The following is a 16,717-nucleotide window of genomic DNA, read 5'->3' as shown; positions in this document are numbered from 1 at the left end:
ACGCTCTACCTGTAAGTGTGTTTGACAGCGGAACTGTGCCTCCCTACACAGTTCCGCTTTTTTTCCGTTTTTTTTTTGCATCTTACTCCGGCTTGTTACGCAAGGCAGTCATGACGCCGGCAATCAACAAGACTATGCCTAGCAAGGTCACAGGTTCAGGAAATTGCCGTTTCAAAATAAAGGCATAGGACAGAGCTGCCAGGGTTTCAAAGACAATCAGTTGCCCGGCCAGATTGGTGGGCAATAACTGGCTGGCCTTGTTCCAGCACAAAGTACCTATCCAGGACGCAAACAAGCCGATGATGAGCATCAGACCAATGAAATACTGGGGTCGCGGGCCAAACGGCATAGGGAAATTCAACTGCGTAGCTTCCATGCCGCCCCACAATAGCAAATAACCCAGCACTGCCAGTGGCAGGGTTGCCACACCCTGAGCACTGGCCCATACACGCGGATGACGGTCCGGATGATGACGCAGCCAGTCTGCATTGCGCAGCGGGTACCAGGTCCAGCAAGCCACGGCAATGATAGCCAGGCCAGCACCACTGAGATACGTCAGCAGATCGGCACGGTTTGCCGTTTTCATGGCGGCGACTTCTGCCTGGTTCACACAGGCAACGCCTACCCCTATCATCAATAAAGACGGCAGCATGCGACGCCATGCGATGCGACCATCACGCTCGGCATTCCGGTAATTGGCGGTAATCGCAATCACCACCGGCAAAGTACCTATCAGCATGGTTGGCAAAGGTGCGCCCGCCCGCTGTATGGCACTGGCAAGGCAAAGGTAATACAAGAGATTGCCAACGGCTGCCAGCTTCAGTGCTTCCAGCCAGTCGGCCCTGGTCAGCAAACGCAATTGCCGACGGTCCAGCCAGGCTAAAGGCAGGGTAATCAGGCCAAATGCCAGATAACGCCCCACTGATTGCAAGGCCGCCGGATATTCAGGCAATAACAGAGGGCCGATAAATACCAGCCCCCACATCAAACCCGCTGCCAACGCATAAAAGATACCTGCCCACATTTCTGGTCCTTCACAAATAAAGCCAGCTTAAAAGCTGCGCCGTATTCTGTCTTGTACCAGATTGCGCTTAAACGGCAATTTTGAGGAATGAGGTTGCAGATATCAGGTATGTGTTTAACCACGCACTTGCTGCTGATAACGTGCCGGGGTAACACCGTAGCGACGCACAAATGCCTTGTTCAGGTGGGATTGGTCAGTCAACCCGGTTGCCGCCGCTACCTGCGCAGGTGGCAAGCCTTTGCCAAGCAGACACTTGGCTTCGAACAGGCGCAAGGCCATCAGCATTTGCTGCGGGGTGGCATGATATTGTGTTTTAAAACTGCGCAAAAAATGGAAAGGGCTCAGGCCCGCTACCAGGGCCAACTTGTCCAGGCTAAGTGCATCTGCCAGGTTGGCGCGCATATAGTCCAGGACATCAGCAAAGCGCTGCCTGGCTTCTGCCCCCTGGGGTCTGTCTATGCAGGCATGCTGACGAAACCCGGACAATAATTCAAACATCAGGCTATCAAAGCTCAGCTCATCTTCTGCCTGCCACAACTGTTCGAGCAAATAACTGAGCTTGCGGGCACTCAGTGCATCATGGGCCACTGCATCGCGGAACCACCAGCCGTGTTCGCCAGTAATTTCCTCGATCACTTGCGGGTCTATGTACAGCATGCGATAGCGCCACCCTGTTGCCGTCTCTGCCCTGCCGGTATGCAACTCATCCGGGTTCATCATCACGACGGTGTCCTTGGGTGCCAGATGATCACTGCCAGCGTAACGGAATCGTTCTACGCCGGATTCTATAGCCCCCAGACCAAAGGCTTCATGCGTATGTGGTTCAAATGCATGGGCAACGATATGGGCACGATATAACTCTATGCCTGGGCGATGCGCAAGCCGCTTGAATTCAGCTCTGTCAGACACATGCTCAAACACTTCAGGTACACCAGGAAATACCAGGTCTGCCTTGCTGGCTTTACCTTCAAGGTGCTCCTGCTTGCTATTGGTATTTGTCACTGGTGACTTCATGGCAGGCAATATGTTGCATCGGTCTATAACACCGACTCAACACCAAGGTTGGCAAGCTGATCGGCTCTCTCATTACCAGGGTGACCGGTGTGACCGCGCACCCAGCGCCAGTCTATTTCGTGGGTGTTGCGTGCTTCATCCAGTTGCTGCCACAGATCAACATTCTTGACTGGTGCCTTGGAAGCGGTTTTCCAGCCTTTGGCTTTCCAGCCGGTAATCCATTCAGTAATACCTTTCAAGACATACTGACTATCGGTATGCAGGGTGATCTGGCAAGGGCGTTTTAAGGCACCCAGGGCCTGTATCACGGCCATCAATTCCATGCGGTTATTCGTGGTTTCTTTCTCGCCACCAAATAATTCCTTTTTCTTGTCACCTGCAACCAGCAAGGCGCCCCAACCACCTACGCCGGGATTACCCTTGCACGCACCGTCCGTGTATATATCTATTTTATCCATGTTCATTTTTTGATTTGTTGGCGACCGGCAGCGCGTGCCCCGAGCGTACAGGTTTTTGCTTCCAGGCAGGTCCAATCAAATGCATACCCTTGACGCGTTTCACCGCTTGCAACATGTACACGGCCCCCAAATAAGGCCACCAGCGTTGACCCGCTTTTTCCATGAAACGGCTACGCTGCAACCATTTTTCCGATTTAAAAGGTGGTGCATAGCATCCAAAGTCGCTGCTGCCGATTTCCATATTTAATAATTTCAACCAATCCTTAAGCCGTGGATGGCTGATAAACTCGCCTTCCCTGGGTAAGAAATAATTTTTGCTCAAACACCCACTGGCCTGCCTTGCCCCCCATAGACTAGTGCGATTGAAGCCGCTGATGATGACCCGGCCTTCGGGTATCAGCACCCTTTCCACTTCACGCAAGATCTGATGTGGTTCATCAGCAAATTCCAGCACATGCGGCAGCACAACCAAATCGATACTCTGGGATTCAAAAGGCAGTTCGGCAAAATCGTGCACTACCACAGTCGGACGGTTTTGCTTAGGGGTTGCCGGGTCAGGAAAACGCGAATCAGTCAACCAGCGATGCGGCATACGGCTGGCCGCCAGCGCATCAATTTGCGGCAAACCGATTTGCAGCGCATTATAGCCAAAGATATCCACCGTCAGTGTGTCAAGCAGATTTTGCTCCCACTCACGGATATACAGGCCGGCTGGCAACTCTAACCAGGCACCCAGGTCTATAATGTTTTTTTCCAAAGCTTCCATGCGCGTTTATGAAGAATTCCCTGAGTATATTGACTGTCCCCGCCTTTGACGACAATTATCTGTGGATCATCCACAATGGCCAGCATGCTGCCGTCGTTGATCCGGGTGATGCCAAACCGATATTGCAGGCTTTGCAAGAGCACGGCCTGACATTGTCCGCTATTTTACTCACTCATCACCATGCCGATCATATTGGTGGTGTAGCCAGCCTGCTGGAACACTATCAGGTACCAGTGTTTGGACCAGTCAAGGATAAAATCGCGCTGGTCACGCAGAAACTGAAGCAAGACGACATGCTCACCGTGCCAGAGCTGAATCTGGAACTGCGTGTGCTGGATGTACCTGGCCATACGCTGGGCCACATCGCTTATTATGCACCCTTGCAGCACTGGCTGTTCTGCGGCGACACCTTGTTTGCTGGCGGCTGCGGTCGTTTGTTTGAAGGCACACCGTCACAGATGCTGAAGTCGCTGGACCAACTTGCAGCCCTGCCGGATGACACGGCAGTGTATTGCGCACATGAATACACCATGTCGAATTTGCGCTTTGCCAAAGAGGTGGAACCAGGCAATCAAAACTTGCTGGAACGCATACAAAAAGAAAAAGCCAAACGTGATCAGGGTATTCCTACTGTTCCCAGTAATATCGCATTGGAAAAGCAAACCAATCCCTTTTTACGATGCAGGGAAAGCAACATCATTGCCCGCTTGCTGGAAAGTGGAAAAATTACCGCAGTCGGAGATGACATCAGTCACTTTGCCGCCTTGCGTGAATGGAAAAACCATTTCTGAACAAATAGTAAAAGAAAATGCAATTAGAAGAACCACAGCCTCAACATCAACCCGCAAGCCAGCACAACGGCAAGCCTGTCAAAGCCGCCACCACACTAGCCCTGTTTTGCAAAGTGGTGGACAATTTTGGTGATATCGGCATTTGCTGGCGTCTGGCAAAACAGCTGGAAAGCGAACACGGCATTGCCGTCACACTATGGGTTGATGATTTACCCAGCTTTCGCCGCATCTGCCCGGAAGTTGCCATTGATCAGGAACAGCAAGACATTGCCAACGTGCATGTCCGTCATTGGCGCAACCAGGATGGCGAGTTTAGTGCAGCCGACATGGCAGACATCGTCATTGAATTTTTCGCCTGTGACATACCCCCAGGATATATCCGCGCCATGGCAGAATGCACGCCCAGGCCAGTATGGCTGAACCTGGAAGGACTGACTGCTGAAGCATGGGTGGAAGGCTGCCACACCCTGCCATCGCCTCACCCTTCGCTGTCTTTGACCAAGCATTTTTTCTTCCCCGGTTTTAATAAGAAAACCGGTGGCCTCTTGCGCGAATCAAGACTGGATCAGGAAAGACCAGGCTTTCAGGCAAATCCGGCAGAAACGGAACAATTTCTGTCAGGCTTGGGACTTACCCCGGCGGAAATAAGCTCCACCAAAATTTCCCTGTTTTGTTACCCCCATGCACCGGTAGCGGCACTATTCAAAGAATGGCAAAGCAGTGCACAGGCAATCACCTGCCTGGTGCCTGAAGGTGTTGCGGCAGAAGCAGTTGCGGCATTTCTGGGGCAACCAGCCACAGTCGGCAACAGCGCCACGCATGGTGCACTGACTGTCAGGGTATTGCCTTTCATTCCGCAACCAGATTACGACAAACTGTTGTGGGCTTCCGACCTCAATTTTGTGCGGGGTGAAGATTCATTTGTCCGGGCGCAATGGGCAAACAAGACCTTTATCTGGCATATCTATCCACAAGATAAAAACCTGCATCACGTCAAGCTGAATGCCTTCCTGAAAACCAGCATTTCATGCACTGCCAACCTGGCAGCCTTTTCCCGTGCATGGAATGATGCCAGCGTGGAAACGGTCAATTGGTCGCAATTATGGCCAGCCTTGCAAGCAGATATGCCCCAAATTGCAGATTTATCCACGGAATGGCAGCAAAAAATGCACGAAAATGGTGACTTAGCGTCAAATTTGCTGAAGTTTGTCACCTCAGTTCAGCAGGCAAGCCAAAAAGATGCAGTATAATGTTGGGTTAATTTTTAACCTGTTTTAAATCTCAATCAAACGTGGGCTTGCGGTGCTTTTTGCCAGTGGGCGACAGATGATTTTTATGCAACCTACTTTTTACGTATACTCGCTATGAAATTTGCAAAAGAAATTCGTGTTGGCAACATTATTATGGTTGATAGCAAACCTATGATCGTGTTGCGTTCTGATGTCAACGGCTCCAGCCGTACAGGCTTCACTTACAAGTGGAAAATGAAAAACCTGTTGACTAACAGCCCACAAGAAAACGTCTTCCGTGGCGACGACAAGTTTGACGTAGTTGTATTGGACAAAAAACCAGTTACTTATTCTTACTTCGCTGACCCACTGTTCGTATTCATGGACCAGGAATACAACCAGTATGAAATCGAAGCCGAAAACATGGGCGACTCCATCCATTACCTGAAAGATGGTATGGAATGTGAAGCGGTGTTCTATGATGGCAAAGCAATCTCCGTTGAATTGCCAACGACCATCGTTCGTCAGGTTATTTATTCTGAACCAGCAGTCAAAGGCAATACTTCAGGTAACGTACTGAAAGAAGCCAAGATCGAAAACGCGATCGAAGAATACTGCCATAATGTTCAAGTTCCTCTGTTCGTCAGCCAGGACGACATGATCGAAATCGACACACGCACAAACGAATACAAAAAAGTCGTACGTAACTAATACATACTAACGCATAAAAAACGCTGCTTTTTCAAGCAGCGTTTTTTTTCGCTCTACATTTAAATTTGCACAAGCCCGACAAGTTAAAGCCTGTTGTCAGAATGCAGGAACAACTGCGCCTTTGTATTTTTCTTCAATAAATTTCTTCACCTCAGGCGAGTTCAGCGCAGCAACCAGTTTTTTGAATGCAGGGCTGTTTTTGTTGTCTTCACGTGCCACCAGCAAATTGGCATAAGGTGAATTGGCATCTTCTATGAACAGCGAGTCTTTCACAGGATTCAGTTTGGCTTCTATCGCGTAATTGGTATTGATCAACGCCAGGTCAACCTGCTCCAGCACGCGTGGTAATGTCGCTGCTTCCAGTTCCTTGAATTTCAATTTTTTAGGATTTTCAATAATATCCTTTTGGGTGGCAGAGATATTTTTCGGATCCTTCAATTTCAACAGCCCCTGTTTGGCCAGCAGCAACAGGGCGCGGCCAGAATTCGATGGATCATTCGGGATAGCGACTGTGGCACCATCTGGCAAATCGGCCAGCTTCTTATATTTGCTGGAATACGCCGCGAATGGTTCTACATGCACTTTGGCGATAGGCACTTCGATATCGTTCTTGTGACTTTTCTTGAATTCATTCAGATAAGGCTGATGTAAAAAGAAATTACCATCCAGGTGTTTTTCGTTGACCTGTACTGCGGGCTGTATATAGTCGGTGAAGACTTTTACTTTCAAATCCACGCCTTCTTTAGCGAGTTGCGGCTTGATGAATTCCAGTATCTCGGCATGCGGCACCGGGCTGGCTGCAATGTTCAAGGTTTCCAGTGCCAATACGGTTGCTGGTGCGAACAAGACAGCAGTTGTCAGGCCACCAGCCAGGACGAGGGTGAGACGACGTTTCAAATTCAAAGACATATAGACTCCATTTAAAAAAAGAACTTATTTGCGGGAAAATTTCAAAACCAGTTTGTCGCCCACGAATTGCAGCAACTGCACCAGCACAATCAAAATAAATACTGTTACCACCATGACCTCGGTTTGAAAACGTTGATAGCCATAACGCAGAGCCAGGTCACCCAGGCCACCGCCACCGATAACGCCAGACATCGCTGCATATGACACCAGAGCAATCGTCGTCACCGTGGCGGCAGCCAGCAAACCCGGCAAGGCTTCGGGCAATAAGGCATGCCAGATGATTTGCCAGGTCCTGGCACCCATGGCCTGACAGGCTTCGATGATTCCCTTGTCCACTTCACGCAAAACGTTTTCCACCAGTCGCGCAAAGAAGGGAGTCGTGCCTATGACCAACGGTGGTATCGTGCCCGGCACACCCAGTGATGTCCCCATCAATAACAGAGTGAAAGGAATCAGCACTATCAACAAGATGATGAAGGGAATGGAGCGCAATACATTCACGACGACAGATAACACCGCGTAAAAAATGCTCTGCTCCAGCAATTGTTTCTTGCCTGTCAAAAATAGCAGTACACCCAAAGGCAAACCCAGCAACACCGTGAAGATCAGAGAAGCACCTGTCATGGTCAGGGTATCCAGTGTCGCCAATGCGATATCGGCCCAGTCGATTTGAGAGAAATCCATCAATGCACCTCTGCCGCAGCGCTGGCTTTAACTCTGATTCTGGCAACCCTGACACCAGCATTGACCAGCAACTGTTCAACCTTGTCTGATTGTTCTGGCGTGCTGTGCAATTCGACCAGCAGTTGTCCATACGGTGTATTCTTGATGCGTCCAACCACACCTTGCAAGATGGCGATATCTATCCCGGTTTGTGCGGCAATACGTGTGATGATGGGTTCATGCGTGCTTGATCCAACATAACTCAGGCGCAGTAAATGACGTTCCAGTTTTTGCTCACCACCTTGGTCACTACGCTCCAGCACAGATAAATCCGGAGCCTGGTTTTCTGCCACCAGACTTTGCGTCACCGCATGCTGCGGATGGAGGAATACATCAACTACTTCGCCAGTTTCGACAATTTCACCCGCATCAATGACTGCCACCTCATCACAAATTGTGCGAATGACTTGCATCTCATGCGTGATCAGAACGATAGTCAGACCCAGCTTTTGATTGATATCCAGCAGCAGGCGCAAGATAGCTTGCGTGGTTTCAGGGTCAAGTGCCGAGGTCGCTTCATCGCACAATAAAAGCTGCGGGTAATTGGCCAGTGCACGGGCTATACCCACTCTCTGTTTTTGCCCGCCGGACAATTGCGCGGGATACTTGCTACCCTGATCTTTCAGCCCGACCAACTCCAGCAATTCTTCTACTCTTGCCTGGATGGTGTCGTTGGTATATTCCCCGGTGAGTTTGAGCGGGAAAGCAATATTTTCAATAACGGTTTTCGCGTGCAGCAAATTGAAATGCTGAAACACCATGCCTATGCTCTGACGCAAACCATGCAAGCGCTGACGATCAAATTTGGTGATGTCCTCACCGTCTATCCACACCTTGCCGCTGCTTGGCCGCTCCAGCAAATTCAGCGTGCGCAGCAAGCTGCTTTTACCTGCACCTGAACGTCCTATGATGCCGAAAATTTGTCCTTTTTGAATGTCAAGATTGATATTGTGGAGAGCCCTGACTGCGTGGCCATTTACCTTGTAATATTTGCCTAATTGCTCGATACGTAACACTGAATTCCCAACCGAAAGATATAGCCGATGAAGAGAACTGTATCGAAAGGGATTGCGCTTTTCCAATCATATAAACAAACTTGTATATACAAGCCCGGCGCATAAAGACAGATGAAAAAATCACAAACTTGCCCATCATCAAGTTTATTTCAAGCAAGAAAAGCGAATTTGTGTTTAAATCGCTTGTATATTCCAGGCATGACTACTATGTTGGAAAGAGATTCATCAGCCGCTCCATGCGAGCAAAGCGAGTTAATATTATGGTTACTTCAGTCAGTTCATCCAGTTCAGCACAGACCCAGCAGCTGTTACAGCAAGCAGCCGATGCGCGTGCAAAACAAGATAGTGAAACCATAGGCGCTGCGGCTGACCGCGATTCCAGCACAGCTGATGCCATTGCAGATCAAAAAAGAATTACAGCTTCACAAGCCGATCAGCAGGCACAAGCCGTCAACAAGCAAAATAATGCGAAGCCAGCCGAATCACCGCCGCCAGAACAGCCAAAACCAGTTGTCAATACCAGTGGGCAAGTGACTGGCACAACGATCAATACGACGGCTTAAGCGCTACATAATGCAAAAAAGGCCACCCTGAATTAATTCAGGGTGGCCTTTTTATTGGCGTCAGCAAGTAGCTGCAAATAAATTTCTATCAAGCTTTATTCTGAAATAAGTTGAAGTTCGCCCTGGCATAAGATTGTTCAGGAAATACCTTGAGCAATTGATTATCCGACAAGCCCATGTGACGTTCACATACCTGCGTCAGGACAGAACGAAAATCGGTTGTCACCGGTACATCACGACCTTCATACAACTGATCATTGCCAAGACCACGCCAGTCACCAAGCACTTTGCCACCCGCGACCTTGCCCCCCATGACCCACATGACATTACCATGTCCATGGTCCGTGCCGCCATTGCCATTTTGCTTGGCAGTGCGACCGAATTCTGACATGACAACTATCGTGGTGTCATCAAACATGGGGCCAAGACGTTTGGCAAGATTGGCCAGCCCCTGTCCCAGTGGAGCCAGTCGATTAGCCAGTTGACCTTTGCCTGCCCCCTGGTTGGCATGGGTATCCCAGCCGCCCAACGCCATAAAGACCATCTGGATTTTTGGATCATTTCGCATCAGGGTAGCGATGCGGGTGCTGTCGTCCGGGAAGCCATTTGGCAAGGGTGCGCCACCATCCGCAGCCTGCTGTTCGTTTGCCATGGAAGCCCCCATCATTTCCTGATGGGATTCCTGGGCATCACTAAAAGCTTTCGCATATTTATCGCTTTCCTTGTACATCTGTTCAAAGGCGGCCCCAACCTTTGGCTTGTCGAGCACATTTGCCCTGGTGCCAGCCGCACCGCTGGCGATATTGCTGGCTGCAACACTGCCCGACAAAATACGCGGCATCACTGCCCCTACGCTGATCGCCCGGGTGGGCGTTGTATTACCTGGCAGTGATGCCAGCAAACGGTTCATCCAGCCATCTGCCGTGCCTTTACGACCAGGTGTTCCAGATTCAAGATAATCCTGAGCATCAAAATGTGAACGGGTAAAATCTGGTGATCCACTGGCATGCACGAACGCCAGTTTCTTTTGCTGCCATAGCTCACGCACATCAGCCAATGCCGGATGCAGACCAAAATAACCATCCAGATCAATCGCACCATCGCTTTGCCCAGGTCTGGCAAGTGCAATGGTCGGTCGCAGTCGCGCATAATTTGCATCCCCATATGGAACCACCACATTCAAGCCATCGACCGCACCGCGCAACATGATGACAATCAACTTGTTTTTTGTTGCAGCTTCTGTAGCGCCACTATTTGCGCTGGCCGCCCATACACCATTGCCAACAGGTATCAACAAACCAGCCCCGGCTGCCATGGAATATAAAAAATTTCTGCGCTTCATTTTGTTCTCTTCATTTTAGATGGTGCACATCGCTCAATAACAGCCGCAAGTTTTTCACCGCTTCAATGCTGCATAAAATCCGGGCTACCCAGTATCAAGGCAGCGCGTAAAGTTTCCTGATTGCCATTGACTATTTCTATGGTACGGCCAGATAAGCCCGGCCCCATGGTCTGGATCAAAGCATTGGCACTCACTGCTGGCATCACTGCCGGTCTGTCTGACTTTTCTTCAGCCTGTTTTGCCAATTGTTTTTTACCCATTTTTTCACCATCCTCAATCTCTTTATCGAATGGCAGGCGACCCGTCGCCAGGGCTGTAGCGAAATTGATGCGGCGCGTGATGGCATCCGGATTCATCCAGGCATCCTGAGTGTTTTTATAACCGTCTGGAGTCTGGCTACCGTACAGAGGCATACCCAGTTGCGCCAACACGCCCAGCGCCGGTCTGACGTTTTGCACTGGTATATCGCTGGCCCGGATAGCGGATACGACATATTGATATGGTGTTTTATATTTCACACCCATATTTTGAGGATCGCGAAACTCTGCACTGGCAAACAATGTTTGCAGCACGGCGCGTATGTCACCACGGGTATCCAGGTAACGCCTGGCCAGCTTGTCTACCAGTGCTGGCGCAGGTTTGTCTGCCACAAAATATTGCGCGAGCTTGAAACTCAGGTGGTGGGCAGTAGCCGGATGCATGGCCAGAACATCCAGCGCAAACTCTGCTTCTGCCTGCCCACGTGGTGCAATGGTCTTTCCTAACCATTGCTTGGTGCCATGATCATGCCGTTCGGCATCGAAATAAAAATTCTGATTATTCCTGACCATAGCGCGCGGATCAAATGTCCAGCCTGTCAGCATGCGAGCCAGCTCCGTCACGTCTTTCTGGGTATAGCCACCATCAACCCCCAGGGTATGCAATTCCATGATTTCCCGGGCATAGTTTTCATTCAAACCATTGGACTTGCCCTTAGGTCCTGCTGCCTTGCCTTGTCGTTCATTCGCATGAAAATCTGCCGAGGTAGACAGCCAGTTATCGAGATAAAACAACATGGCAGGATGCTTGGCAGTGGCCCCCAGCAAATCGCGGAAATTGCCAAAAACATAGGGGCGAATGGCATCACGTTCGTAGCTGGCAACCAGCGCACGGTCCAACCCCTTGCCATTAAAGACATTGAAATGATTGAACCAGAAATCCAGCATCACTTCTTCCAACTGGTGCGAGCTTTCTACGGCGCGATACAACCTGGCTTGCGCGGTTTGCTCAACGATGTGGCCCACCAGTTCACGACGTTTCTTTTGCGCATCATCAGACCCATCCTTGTTGTCTTTCAGGGCTTTTTGATAATCGAACAAGACAGATCCGGCACTCTGACTCATCACATCAAGGGACTTCAATTTTGTTTGCAGCCCTTCTGGCAAAGGCAGGAATTGTGGGTTCAACTGCTGTTCGATATAACTGTCTATACCCATTTTCTTTACCCGCTCTATATCACCGGGACGCGGTCCGTAGGCAAGACGGTTCAATACATGCAAGGCTTCTGCATCTGTCGATGGTGCAGCAGCATAAGACGGTAAAGAACAGATATTTACGGCAATCACCAACAACAAGGAAGCAGAAATTTTTGTCAGGTTTTTCATATATTTTTAATACCCGCTATGGAGACTGTTGAAGTACTTGTCCGGAAGAATAATGCCTTGCACTATTAGTGGCCCTCCGATGTCATCAATATAGAGTCATGCGGACAGCTTTCACAAGTAACGATATGTAAATCAGATTAAGCAAAACTGCGGATTGTTACAGACAAGTCATTGCCCGCCTTGCACGGTATTTTGAATCGTGTCGCTCATGCAGAATGTGCTTCCAGTTGTAAGTTTGACTTATCAAAATAACTAGAACTCATTTCATAAATAGGGATGAGTGCGAGCAAGGCGATTCGGGATGCAGTGCAAGGCGTAAGGTGTTTACCCTGCGCAGCTAAGGCTGGTGCCTTAGCAAGCGGCGCAACGTAGCAATGCGCCCGCGAAGTGTCAATGCGGCCAGCTCCCGGAGGGTTTGCCTCATAACGCGTGCTGGACTGCGTTGGACTCGTTATCAATAGCACCGCTATTGACTGCCTCGTCCGCCTTGCCAGCCCACGTTATGAGGCAAACGCATCTCACCCCTATTTATGAAATGAGTTCTAGAACTCATTTCATATATACAAATGCATTCCCGGCTCTGATGAAATGCTCAGGCAATGGTAAGCTTGCAATATTAAAGCTTGAAAGTTACCCATGTTTTCCATTGGCAAAAAAGTATTCCTCCGCACCCTGCTGGCAGTTTCGACAGGCATGTCTTTGCCAATCTTCAGTGATGCTGCCAATCTCAAAATTGGTCTGGCAGCAGATGTGAATTCCATAGATCCGCATTATTTCAACAGCGGGCCAAATAACGCCATGGCTTCTCATTTGTTTGAGGCGCTGGTCAGTGTTGATTCTGATGGTCGTACCGCACCAGGCCTGGCGCTGTCGTGGAAAGCCATCAACCCTACTACCTGGGAATTCAAATTGCGTCACGGTGTGAAGTTTCATGACGGCAGTGAAATGACGGCGGAAGATGTCGTGTTTTCTCTCGACAGACCGGCACAGATAAAGAATAGCCCCGGCCCCTATACCAGTTTCACCAAACAAATAGTTGGCAAACAAATTGTTGACCCTTATACCTTGCGACTGAAGACAGCAACGGCCTATGGTCCGCTGCCACTGGACATGAGCTCTGTCTTCATCGTTTCAAAAAAAGCCGCGCTGCAAGCCAGCACTGACGACTTCAATAGTGGTAAAGCAGCCATAGGTACCGGCCCCTACAAATTCGCCAGCTTCAAACGCGGCGATGCCATCGAATTGACAAGGAACGATGCTTACTGGGGTGAAAAATCGGTTTGGGACAAAGTCACTTTCCGCATCATCACAGCAGGTGCACCGCGCATGGCCGCCCTGCTATCTGGCGATGTCGATGCCATAGAAAGCATACCCCCGGCAGATTTGAGCAAGCTGAAAAGCAATGCCAAGTTCAAACTGGAACAAAAGATTTCCTGGCGCACTCTGTTCTGGCAACTTGATCACCAGACCAGGGTATCGCCTTACATCACCGACAAGAATGGCAAACCCCTGGCAACCAATCCGCTGAAAGACATACGCGTGCGCAAGGCCATCGCAAAGGCCATCAATCGCACCGCATTGACTGAACGCATACTGGAAGGCTTGGCGGTACCAGCATCCAACCTCGTCGCCCCTGGTGTATTTGGTTACAACGACAGTTTGAAAGTGGAAGCTTACGACCCGGAAGGTGCAAAAAAATTGCTGGCTAAAGCTGGCTATCCAAATGGCTTTGCCATCACCCTGCACGGGCCAAATAATCGCTATATCAATGATGAACAGATAGTACAGACGGTAGCGCAATTCCTGAGCAAGGTTGGCATACAAGCCAAGGTAGAGACACAACCGCTGGCAGTGTATTTCCCCAAAGCTGCCAAGGGCGATTACAGCATGGCCTTGCTGGGCTGGGGTTCACTGGCTGGTGATTTCGCGCTACGTACCGTATTGGGTACTGTTAATGCTGAAAACGGCTGGGGTAGCTGGAACTGGGGCAAATACAGCAATCGTGCACTGGATGAGGCAATAGAGTCATCCCTGGCATCGGTCGAAGCCGACAAGCGTGAAGCCTTTGCCAGGAAAGCAATGGCCACGGCCTTGCAAGACTACGCTGTCATCCCCCTGCATCATCAATACGCCAGTTGGGCATTACGCAAAGGCTTGCACTACAAGGCCAGGACGGATGAATTTACTTTTGCTCATCAGATCAAGCCGGACTGATTGCACTTAAAAATCAGGCACCAAATAAAAAATCCCGCGCCATTGGTGACGCGGGATTTTTTACTTAACTCCGGTTACTTGAACTTGATCAGGACTTCAGCAACACCCCCTGACACACTGCCTTTTGCGGATCACTCGCAGGCAGCTTGCCACAAATGCCATCGAGTTGTGTGCGGGCTTTTTGGTAAGCGACCTGATGCTTGCCGTCTTTATTCCAGTCTATGAGGTTTTTACCCATCTTTTCCAGATAAGCACGATTGCGTTCATAGAAGGCATTGTCCACTTTTGCCGCTTCACCAAATACGCTTTGCACTGCCTTAGCTATACGGGCATCATCATTCGGTGCCAGGTCGACCAGGTTGCTGACGTAGTTGGAACCCCATTGGAGACGAGTGGCCGGCCCTTTGGCAGCGTTATACGCCTGCTCATACCAATTTGCTGCCGCCACCTTGTCGCCACGTTTTTTGGCATTCGAACCCAGGGTGGACATGAAATAATAAGGTGAATGCGAACGCTTGAGTTCAGCCTTCAGCAAGCTGTCAGCATCATCAAGCAAACCAGCATCACCCAACGCGTGGGCAGCGGCATTGACGACAGACTGTCGCTCATACGCATCGGTGGTCGCCTGCTCTATCTGGCCTACACGTTTTTGCACATCCTTTTGCAAAGCGACTTCTGGCTTGGCCTTGTCCAGACTGGCCAGGGCCACCTGGGCGCCGACTGCGCTCAACCTGTCGGTCTTGGATAGCGTCGCGTCATCGGCCAGTTTGACCAGGGCAGTATTCCAGGCACGTACCAGCTTGTTGCGCGAATCTGATTTGGCCGTGGTTAGAAATTCCGTTATCTCCCCTGCTCTATTCGACAACAAATCCATATTGTCACGTGCTGTTTTCACATCTGAAATGGCTTTCATGATTTTTTCGGTAGCCTGTGCCTTGTCTATTGCAGGCAGGGGCTGGTCAGGTTTGGCCGTGGCCGCCGCATAAATGCCTCGTATATACAAACGTGTCGCATGCAGACCGGCAGGACTCAGCTCAGACAATTTCAGCAAAGTCGCGGCCAGATCTTTGCCAGCGATCAGCTTCTGCTCCGGGTCGTCCCATGAATAATCCGCCAGCAGGCTCCAGTCTTCATTTTTCAAGGTCTTGCCACCGGCCAGTGCCAGCTTCAGGGTGTCTTGGACTGACAGGCTGGTATTCAGTGCCAGCGTCAATACCTGCAGATAACGTTCAGAATCCACTTCACCCGGCAAACGGGTAATCTCCGTTCCATCCGGCTTGAACAAAATCATGGTCGGATAACCACGCACCTTGAATTGCGCCGCAAATTTTTGCGCGCCCGGCGTATCCCCATCCAGATACACGGGGATAAAATGACGCGATTTGTCGATGAATTCCTGGCGATTGAAAATGGCCGCCTTGACCTGGTTGCAAGGTGGGCACCAAACCGCGCCCCAGTACAGGAACAAGGGCTTGTTGCTGGCCTTGGCCATAGCGAAGGCCGCATCAACATTATTATCTTTACGCCAATCAATACCGTTTTGTGCCGCATGTGCGGATGCAGACGCCTTGGTGTCTGCAGCTAATACAGGCAAGCTTGCAAGGCTTGTAGCCAGCAAAGCTGCCATCAGGGAGGGAATCATCTTCATGGGAATGGACCGGGAATAAATATATTAAGCAAGCAGTGTAACAAAATAAAGCGCTACTTGACACGATCAACATGATGGTTTGTCAGACTAATTTTATGGATGCTTATGCGCCTTGTGTTTATCAAAGGCAGACGAGGTGATTGAAAAATGGAGTACACGCAAAATCGCGGTGAAAAATATGCTGCATCTTCCAAACTCGTGAGTTTCTTTACCGCAGATGAAGTATTCAGCGACTGGAAACAGGCGCAGAAAAACACTTTGATGACGGTGGTGGAGAGTTTGACAGAATTTATCGGCAAGAAATAAGCTGCATTCAAGGCTGCGGTTTTCCATCCAGATCATACCTAAATGAAAAGTGAACTGTCAGACCGAATTTCGAACAAATCAAATCTGCCCCAGAAAGCAAAAAGCCTTGATTTCTCAAGGCTTTTTATTCTCTTCAAAAGAGCTTACTGGCGTCCCCAAGGGGATTCGAACCCCTGTACTCACCGTGAAAGGGTGATGTCCTAGGCCTCTAGACGATGGGGACAAAATCTGTCCGCGTTACTGACCTTAACCTGTTGTCCACAATGAACTCGATGAAGTTGATTGGCGTCCCCAAGGGGATTCGAACCCCTGTACTCACCGTGAAAGGGTGATGTCCTAGGCCTCTAGACGATGGGGACA

Annotated in this window: 16 protein-coding genes and 2 tRNA genes; 6 read left to right on the top strand and 12 right to left on the bottom strand. The window is 49.9% G+C overall.

Annotated features, from left to right (window positions below):
* Positions 1-82: 82 nt before the first annotated feature.
* From AC1RVX_RS24285 to AC1RVX_RS24270, 4 genes are all read right to left on the bottom strand, one after another.
* On the bottom strand, positions 83-1,024 hold the full coding sequence (locus AC1RVX_RS24285) for a DMT family transporter (RefSeq protein WP_493219161.1): 942 nt from the start codon (positions 1,022-1,024) through the stop codon (positions 83-85).
* 114 nt (positions 1,025-1,138) lie between these two features.
* On the bottom strand, positions 1,139-1,969 hold the full coding sequence (locus tag AC1RVX_RS24280) for an AraC family transcriptional regulator (RefSeq protein ID WP_493219254.1): 831 nt from the start codon (positions 1,967-1,969) through the stop codon (positions 1,139-1,141).
* A 92-nt stretch (positions 1,970-2,061) separates the two neighbouring features.
* Complete coding sequence (gene rnhA, locus AC1RVX_RS24275) at positions 2,062-2,496, bottom strand: ribonuclease HI (protein WP_493219160.1); 435 nt, start codon at positions 2,494-2,496, stop codon at positions 2,062-2,064.
* Positions 2,489-3,262, bottom strand: coding sequence for a class I SAM-dependent methyltransferase (locus tag AC1RVX_RS24270; protein WP_493219159.1), 774 nt, complete (start codon positions 3,260-3,262; stop codon positions 2,489-2,491). Before AC1RVX_RS24270 ends, rnhA begins: the two co-directional genes overlap by 8 nt.
* 8 nt (positions 3,263-3,270) lie before the next feature.
* On the opposite strand from AC1RVX_RS24270, the gene gloB reads away from it, so the two are divergent.
* The 3 genes from gloB to AC1RVX_RS24255 all read left to right on the top strand — a co-directional run bounded on the left by gloB (position 3,271) and on the right by AC1RVX_RS24255 (position 5,993).
* Positions 3,271-4,053, top strand: coding sequence for a hydroxyacylglutathione hydrolase (gloB, locus tag AC1RVX_RS24265; protein ID WP_493219158.1), 783 nt, complete (start codon positions 3,271-3,273; stop codon positions 4,051-4,053).
* 17 nt (positions 4,054-4,070) lie between these two features.
* A complete protein-coding gene (earP, locus tag AC1RVX_RS24260; RefSeq protein ID WP_493219157.1) occupies positions 4,071-5,303 on the top strand; it encodes an elongation factor P maturation arginine rhamnosyltransferase EarP in 1,233 nt (410 codons plus the stop codon).
* 114 nt (positions 5,304-5,417) lie between these two features.
* Positions 5,418-5,993 carry an elongation factor P gene (locus tag AC1RVX_RS24255; RefSeq protein ID WP_493219156.1) on the top strand — a complete coding sequence of 192 codons (576 nt, stop codon included), beginning with the start codon at positions 5,418-5,420 and terminating at the stop codon, positions 5,991-5,993.
* A 96-nt stretch (positions 5,994-6,089) separates the two neighbouring features.
* Here the strand turns inward: AC1RVX_RS24255 and AC1RVX_RS24250 are convergent, their stop codons facing one another.
* Genes AC1RVX_RS24250 through AC1RVX_RS24240 form a run of 3 tightly spaced genes read right to left on the bottom strand, consistent with a single transcriptional unit; the run spans position 6,090 to position 8,641 of the window.
* Positions 6,090-6,902, bottom strand: a complete 813-nt coding sequence (locus tag AC1RVX_RS24250; protein WP_493219155.1) for a MetQ/NlpA family ABC transporter substrate-binding protein — start codon at positions 6,900-6,902, stop codon at positions 6,090-6,092.
* A gap of 24 nt (positions 6,903-6,926) precedes the next feature.
* Positions 6,927-7,586 carry a methionine ABC transporter permease gene (locus tag AC1RVX_RS24245; protein WP_493219154.1) on the bottom strand — a complete coding sequence of 220 codons (660 nt, stop codon included), beginning with the start codon at positions 7,584-7,586 and terminating at the stop codon, positions 6,927-6,929.
* A complete protein-coding gene (locus tag AC1RVX_RS24240; RefSeq protein ID WP_493219153.1) occupies positions 7,586-8,641 on the bottom strand; it encodes a methionine ABC transporter ATP-binding protein in 1,056 nt (351 codons plus the stop codon). The genes AC1RVX_RS24245 and AC1RVX_RS24240 overlap by 1 nt, the downstream gene beginning before the upstream one ends.
* Positions 8,642-8,901: 260 nt before the next feature.
* Between AC1RVX_RS24240 and AC1RVX_RS24235 the strand changes: the two genes are divergently transcribed.
* Entirely contained in the window at positions 8,902-9,204 is a 303-nt protein-coding gene (locus AC1RVX_RS24235; protein WP_493219152.1) for a hypothetical protein, read from the top strand.
* A gap of 88 nt (positions 9,205-9,292) precedes the next feature.
* On the opposite strand, the gene AC1RVX_RS24230 is transcribed toward AC1RVX_RS24235, so the two are convergent.
* A complete protein-coding gene (locus tag AC1RVX_RS24230) occupies positions 9,293-10,546 on the bottom strand; it encodes a DUF1501 domain-containing protein (protein ID WP_493219151.1) in 1,254 nt (417 codons plus the stop codon).
* A gap of 62 nt (positions 10,547-10,608) precedes the next feature.
* Positions 10,609-12,189, bottom strand: coding sequence for a DUF1800 domain-containing protein (locus tag AC1RVX_RS24225; RefSeq protein ID WP_493219150.1), 1,581 nt, complete (start codon positions 12,187-12,189; stop codon positions 10,609-10,611).
* 636 nt (positions 12,190-12,825) lie between these two features.
* Here AC1RVX_RS24225 and AC1RVX_RS24220 point away from each other — a divergent pair.
* The gene (locus AC1RVX_RS24220; RefSeq protein WP_493219149.1) at positions 12,826-14,403 is read left to right on the top strand and encodes an ABC transporter substrate-binding protein; all 1,578 of its coding nucleotides are present in this window, start codon (positions 12,826-12,828) and stop codon (positions 14,401-14,403) included.
* An 88-nt stretch (positions 14,404-14,491) separates the two neighbouring features.
* On the opposite strand, the gene AC1RVX_RS24215 is transcribed toward AC1RVX_RS24220, so the two are convergent.
* The gene (locus tag AC1RVX_RS24215) at positions 14,492-16,051 is read right to left on the bottom strand and encodes a thioredoxin family protein (protein WP_493219148.1); all 1,560 of its coding nucleotides are present in this window, start codon (positions 16,049-16,051) and stop codon (positions 14,492-14,494) included.
* A 147-nt stretch (positions 16,052-16,198) separates the two neighbouring features.
* Here AC1RVX_RS24215 and AC1RVX_RS24210 point away from each other — a divergent pair, with 147 nt between their 5' ends.
* Complete coding sequence (locus AC1RVX_RS24210) at positions 16,199-16,357, top strand: hypothetical protein (protein WP_493219147.1); 159 nt, start codon at positions 16,199-16,201, stop codon at positions 16,355-16,357.
* A 147-nt stretch (positions 16,358-16,504) separates the two neighbouring features.
* On the opposite strand, the gene AC1RVX_RS24205 is transcribed toward AC1RVX_RS24210, so the two are convergent.
* Together AC1RVX_RS24205 and AC1RVX_RS24200 are read right to left on the bottom strand one after the other, a co-directional pair.
* Positions 16,505-16,580: transfer RNA gene (locus AC1RVX_RS24205), tRNA-Glu, on the bottom strand.
* A gap of 60 nt (positions 16,581-16,640) precedes the next feature.
* Positions 16,641-16,716 (bottom strand) — tRNA-Glu (locus AC1RVX_RS24200).
* Position 16,717 lies beyond the last annotated feature (1 nt).

The organism is Undibacterium sp. GW821-FHT11B02, from assembly GCF_058808955.1.
Note: the sequence above shows the minus strand (reverse complement) of the source record. Positions and strands in the feature narration are given on the sequence as shown.

What these genes read in the sequence shown, in the direction of transcription:
- AC1RVX_RS24285 (WP_493219161.1), bottom strand. Translation starts at nt 1,024, where the DNA reads ATGTGGGCAGGTATCTTTTATGCGTTGGCAGCGGGTTTGATGTGGGGG.
- rnhA (WP_493219160.1), bottom strand. Translation starts at nt 2,496, where the DNA reads ATGGATAAAATAGATATATACACGGACGGTGCGTGCAAGGGTAATCCC.
- AC1RVX_RS24270 (WP_493219159.1), bottom strand. Translation starts at nt 3,262, where the DNA reads ATGGAAGCTTTGGAAAAAAACATTATAGACCTGGGTGCCTGGTTAGAG.
- gloB (WP_493219158.1), top strand. Translation starts at nt 3,271, where the DNA reads ATGAAGAATTCCCTGAGTATATTGACTGTCCCCGCCTTTGACGACAAT.
- earP (WP_493219157.1), top strand. Translation starts at nt 4,071, where the DNA reads ATGCAATTAGAAGAACCACAGCCTCAACATCAACCCGCAAGCCAGCAC.
- AC1RVX_RS24255 (WP_493219156.1), top strand. Translation starts at nt 5,418, where the DNA reads ATGAAATTTGCAAAAGAAATTCGTGTTGGCAACATTATTATGGTTGAT.
- AC1RVX_RS24250 (WP_493219155.1), bottom strand. Translation starts at nt 6,902, where the DNA reads ATGTCTTTGAATTTGAAACGTCGTCTCACCCTCGTCCTGGCTGGTGGC.
- AC1RVX_RS24245 (WP_493219154.1), bottom strand. Translation starts at nt 7,586, where the DNA reads ATGGATTTCTCTCAAATCGACTGGGCCGATATCGCATTGGCGACACTG.
- AC1RVX_RS24235 (WP_493219152.1), top strand. Translation starts at nt 8,902, where the DNA reads ATGGTTACTTCAGTCAGTTCATCCAGTTCAGCACAGACCCAGCAGCTG.
- AC1RVX_RS24230 (WP_493219151.1), bottom strand. Translation starts at nt 10,546, where the DNA reads ATGAAGCGCAGAAATTTTTTATATTCCATGGCAGCCGGGGCTGGTTTG.
- AC1RVX_RS24225 (WP_493219150.1), bottom strand. Translation starts at nt 12,189, where the DNA reads ATGAAAAACCTGACAAAAATTTCTGCTTCCTTGTTGTTGGTGATTGCC.
- AC1RVX_RS24220 (WP_493219149.1), top strand. Translation starts at nt 12,826, where the DNA reads ATGTTTTCCATTGGCAAAAAAGTATTCCTCCGCACCCTGCTGGCAGTT.
- AC1RVX_RS24215 (WP_493219148.1), bottom strand. Translation starts at nt 16,051, where the DNA reads ATGAAGATGATTCCCTCCCTGATGGCAGCTTTGCTGGCTACAAGCCTT.
- AC1RVX_RS24210 (WP_493219147.1), top strand. Translation starts at nt 16,199, where the DNA reads ATGGAGTACACGCAAAATCGCGGTGAAAAATATGCTGCATCTTCCAAA.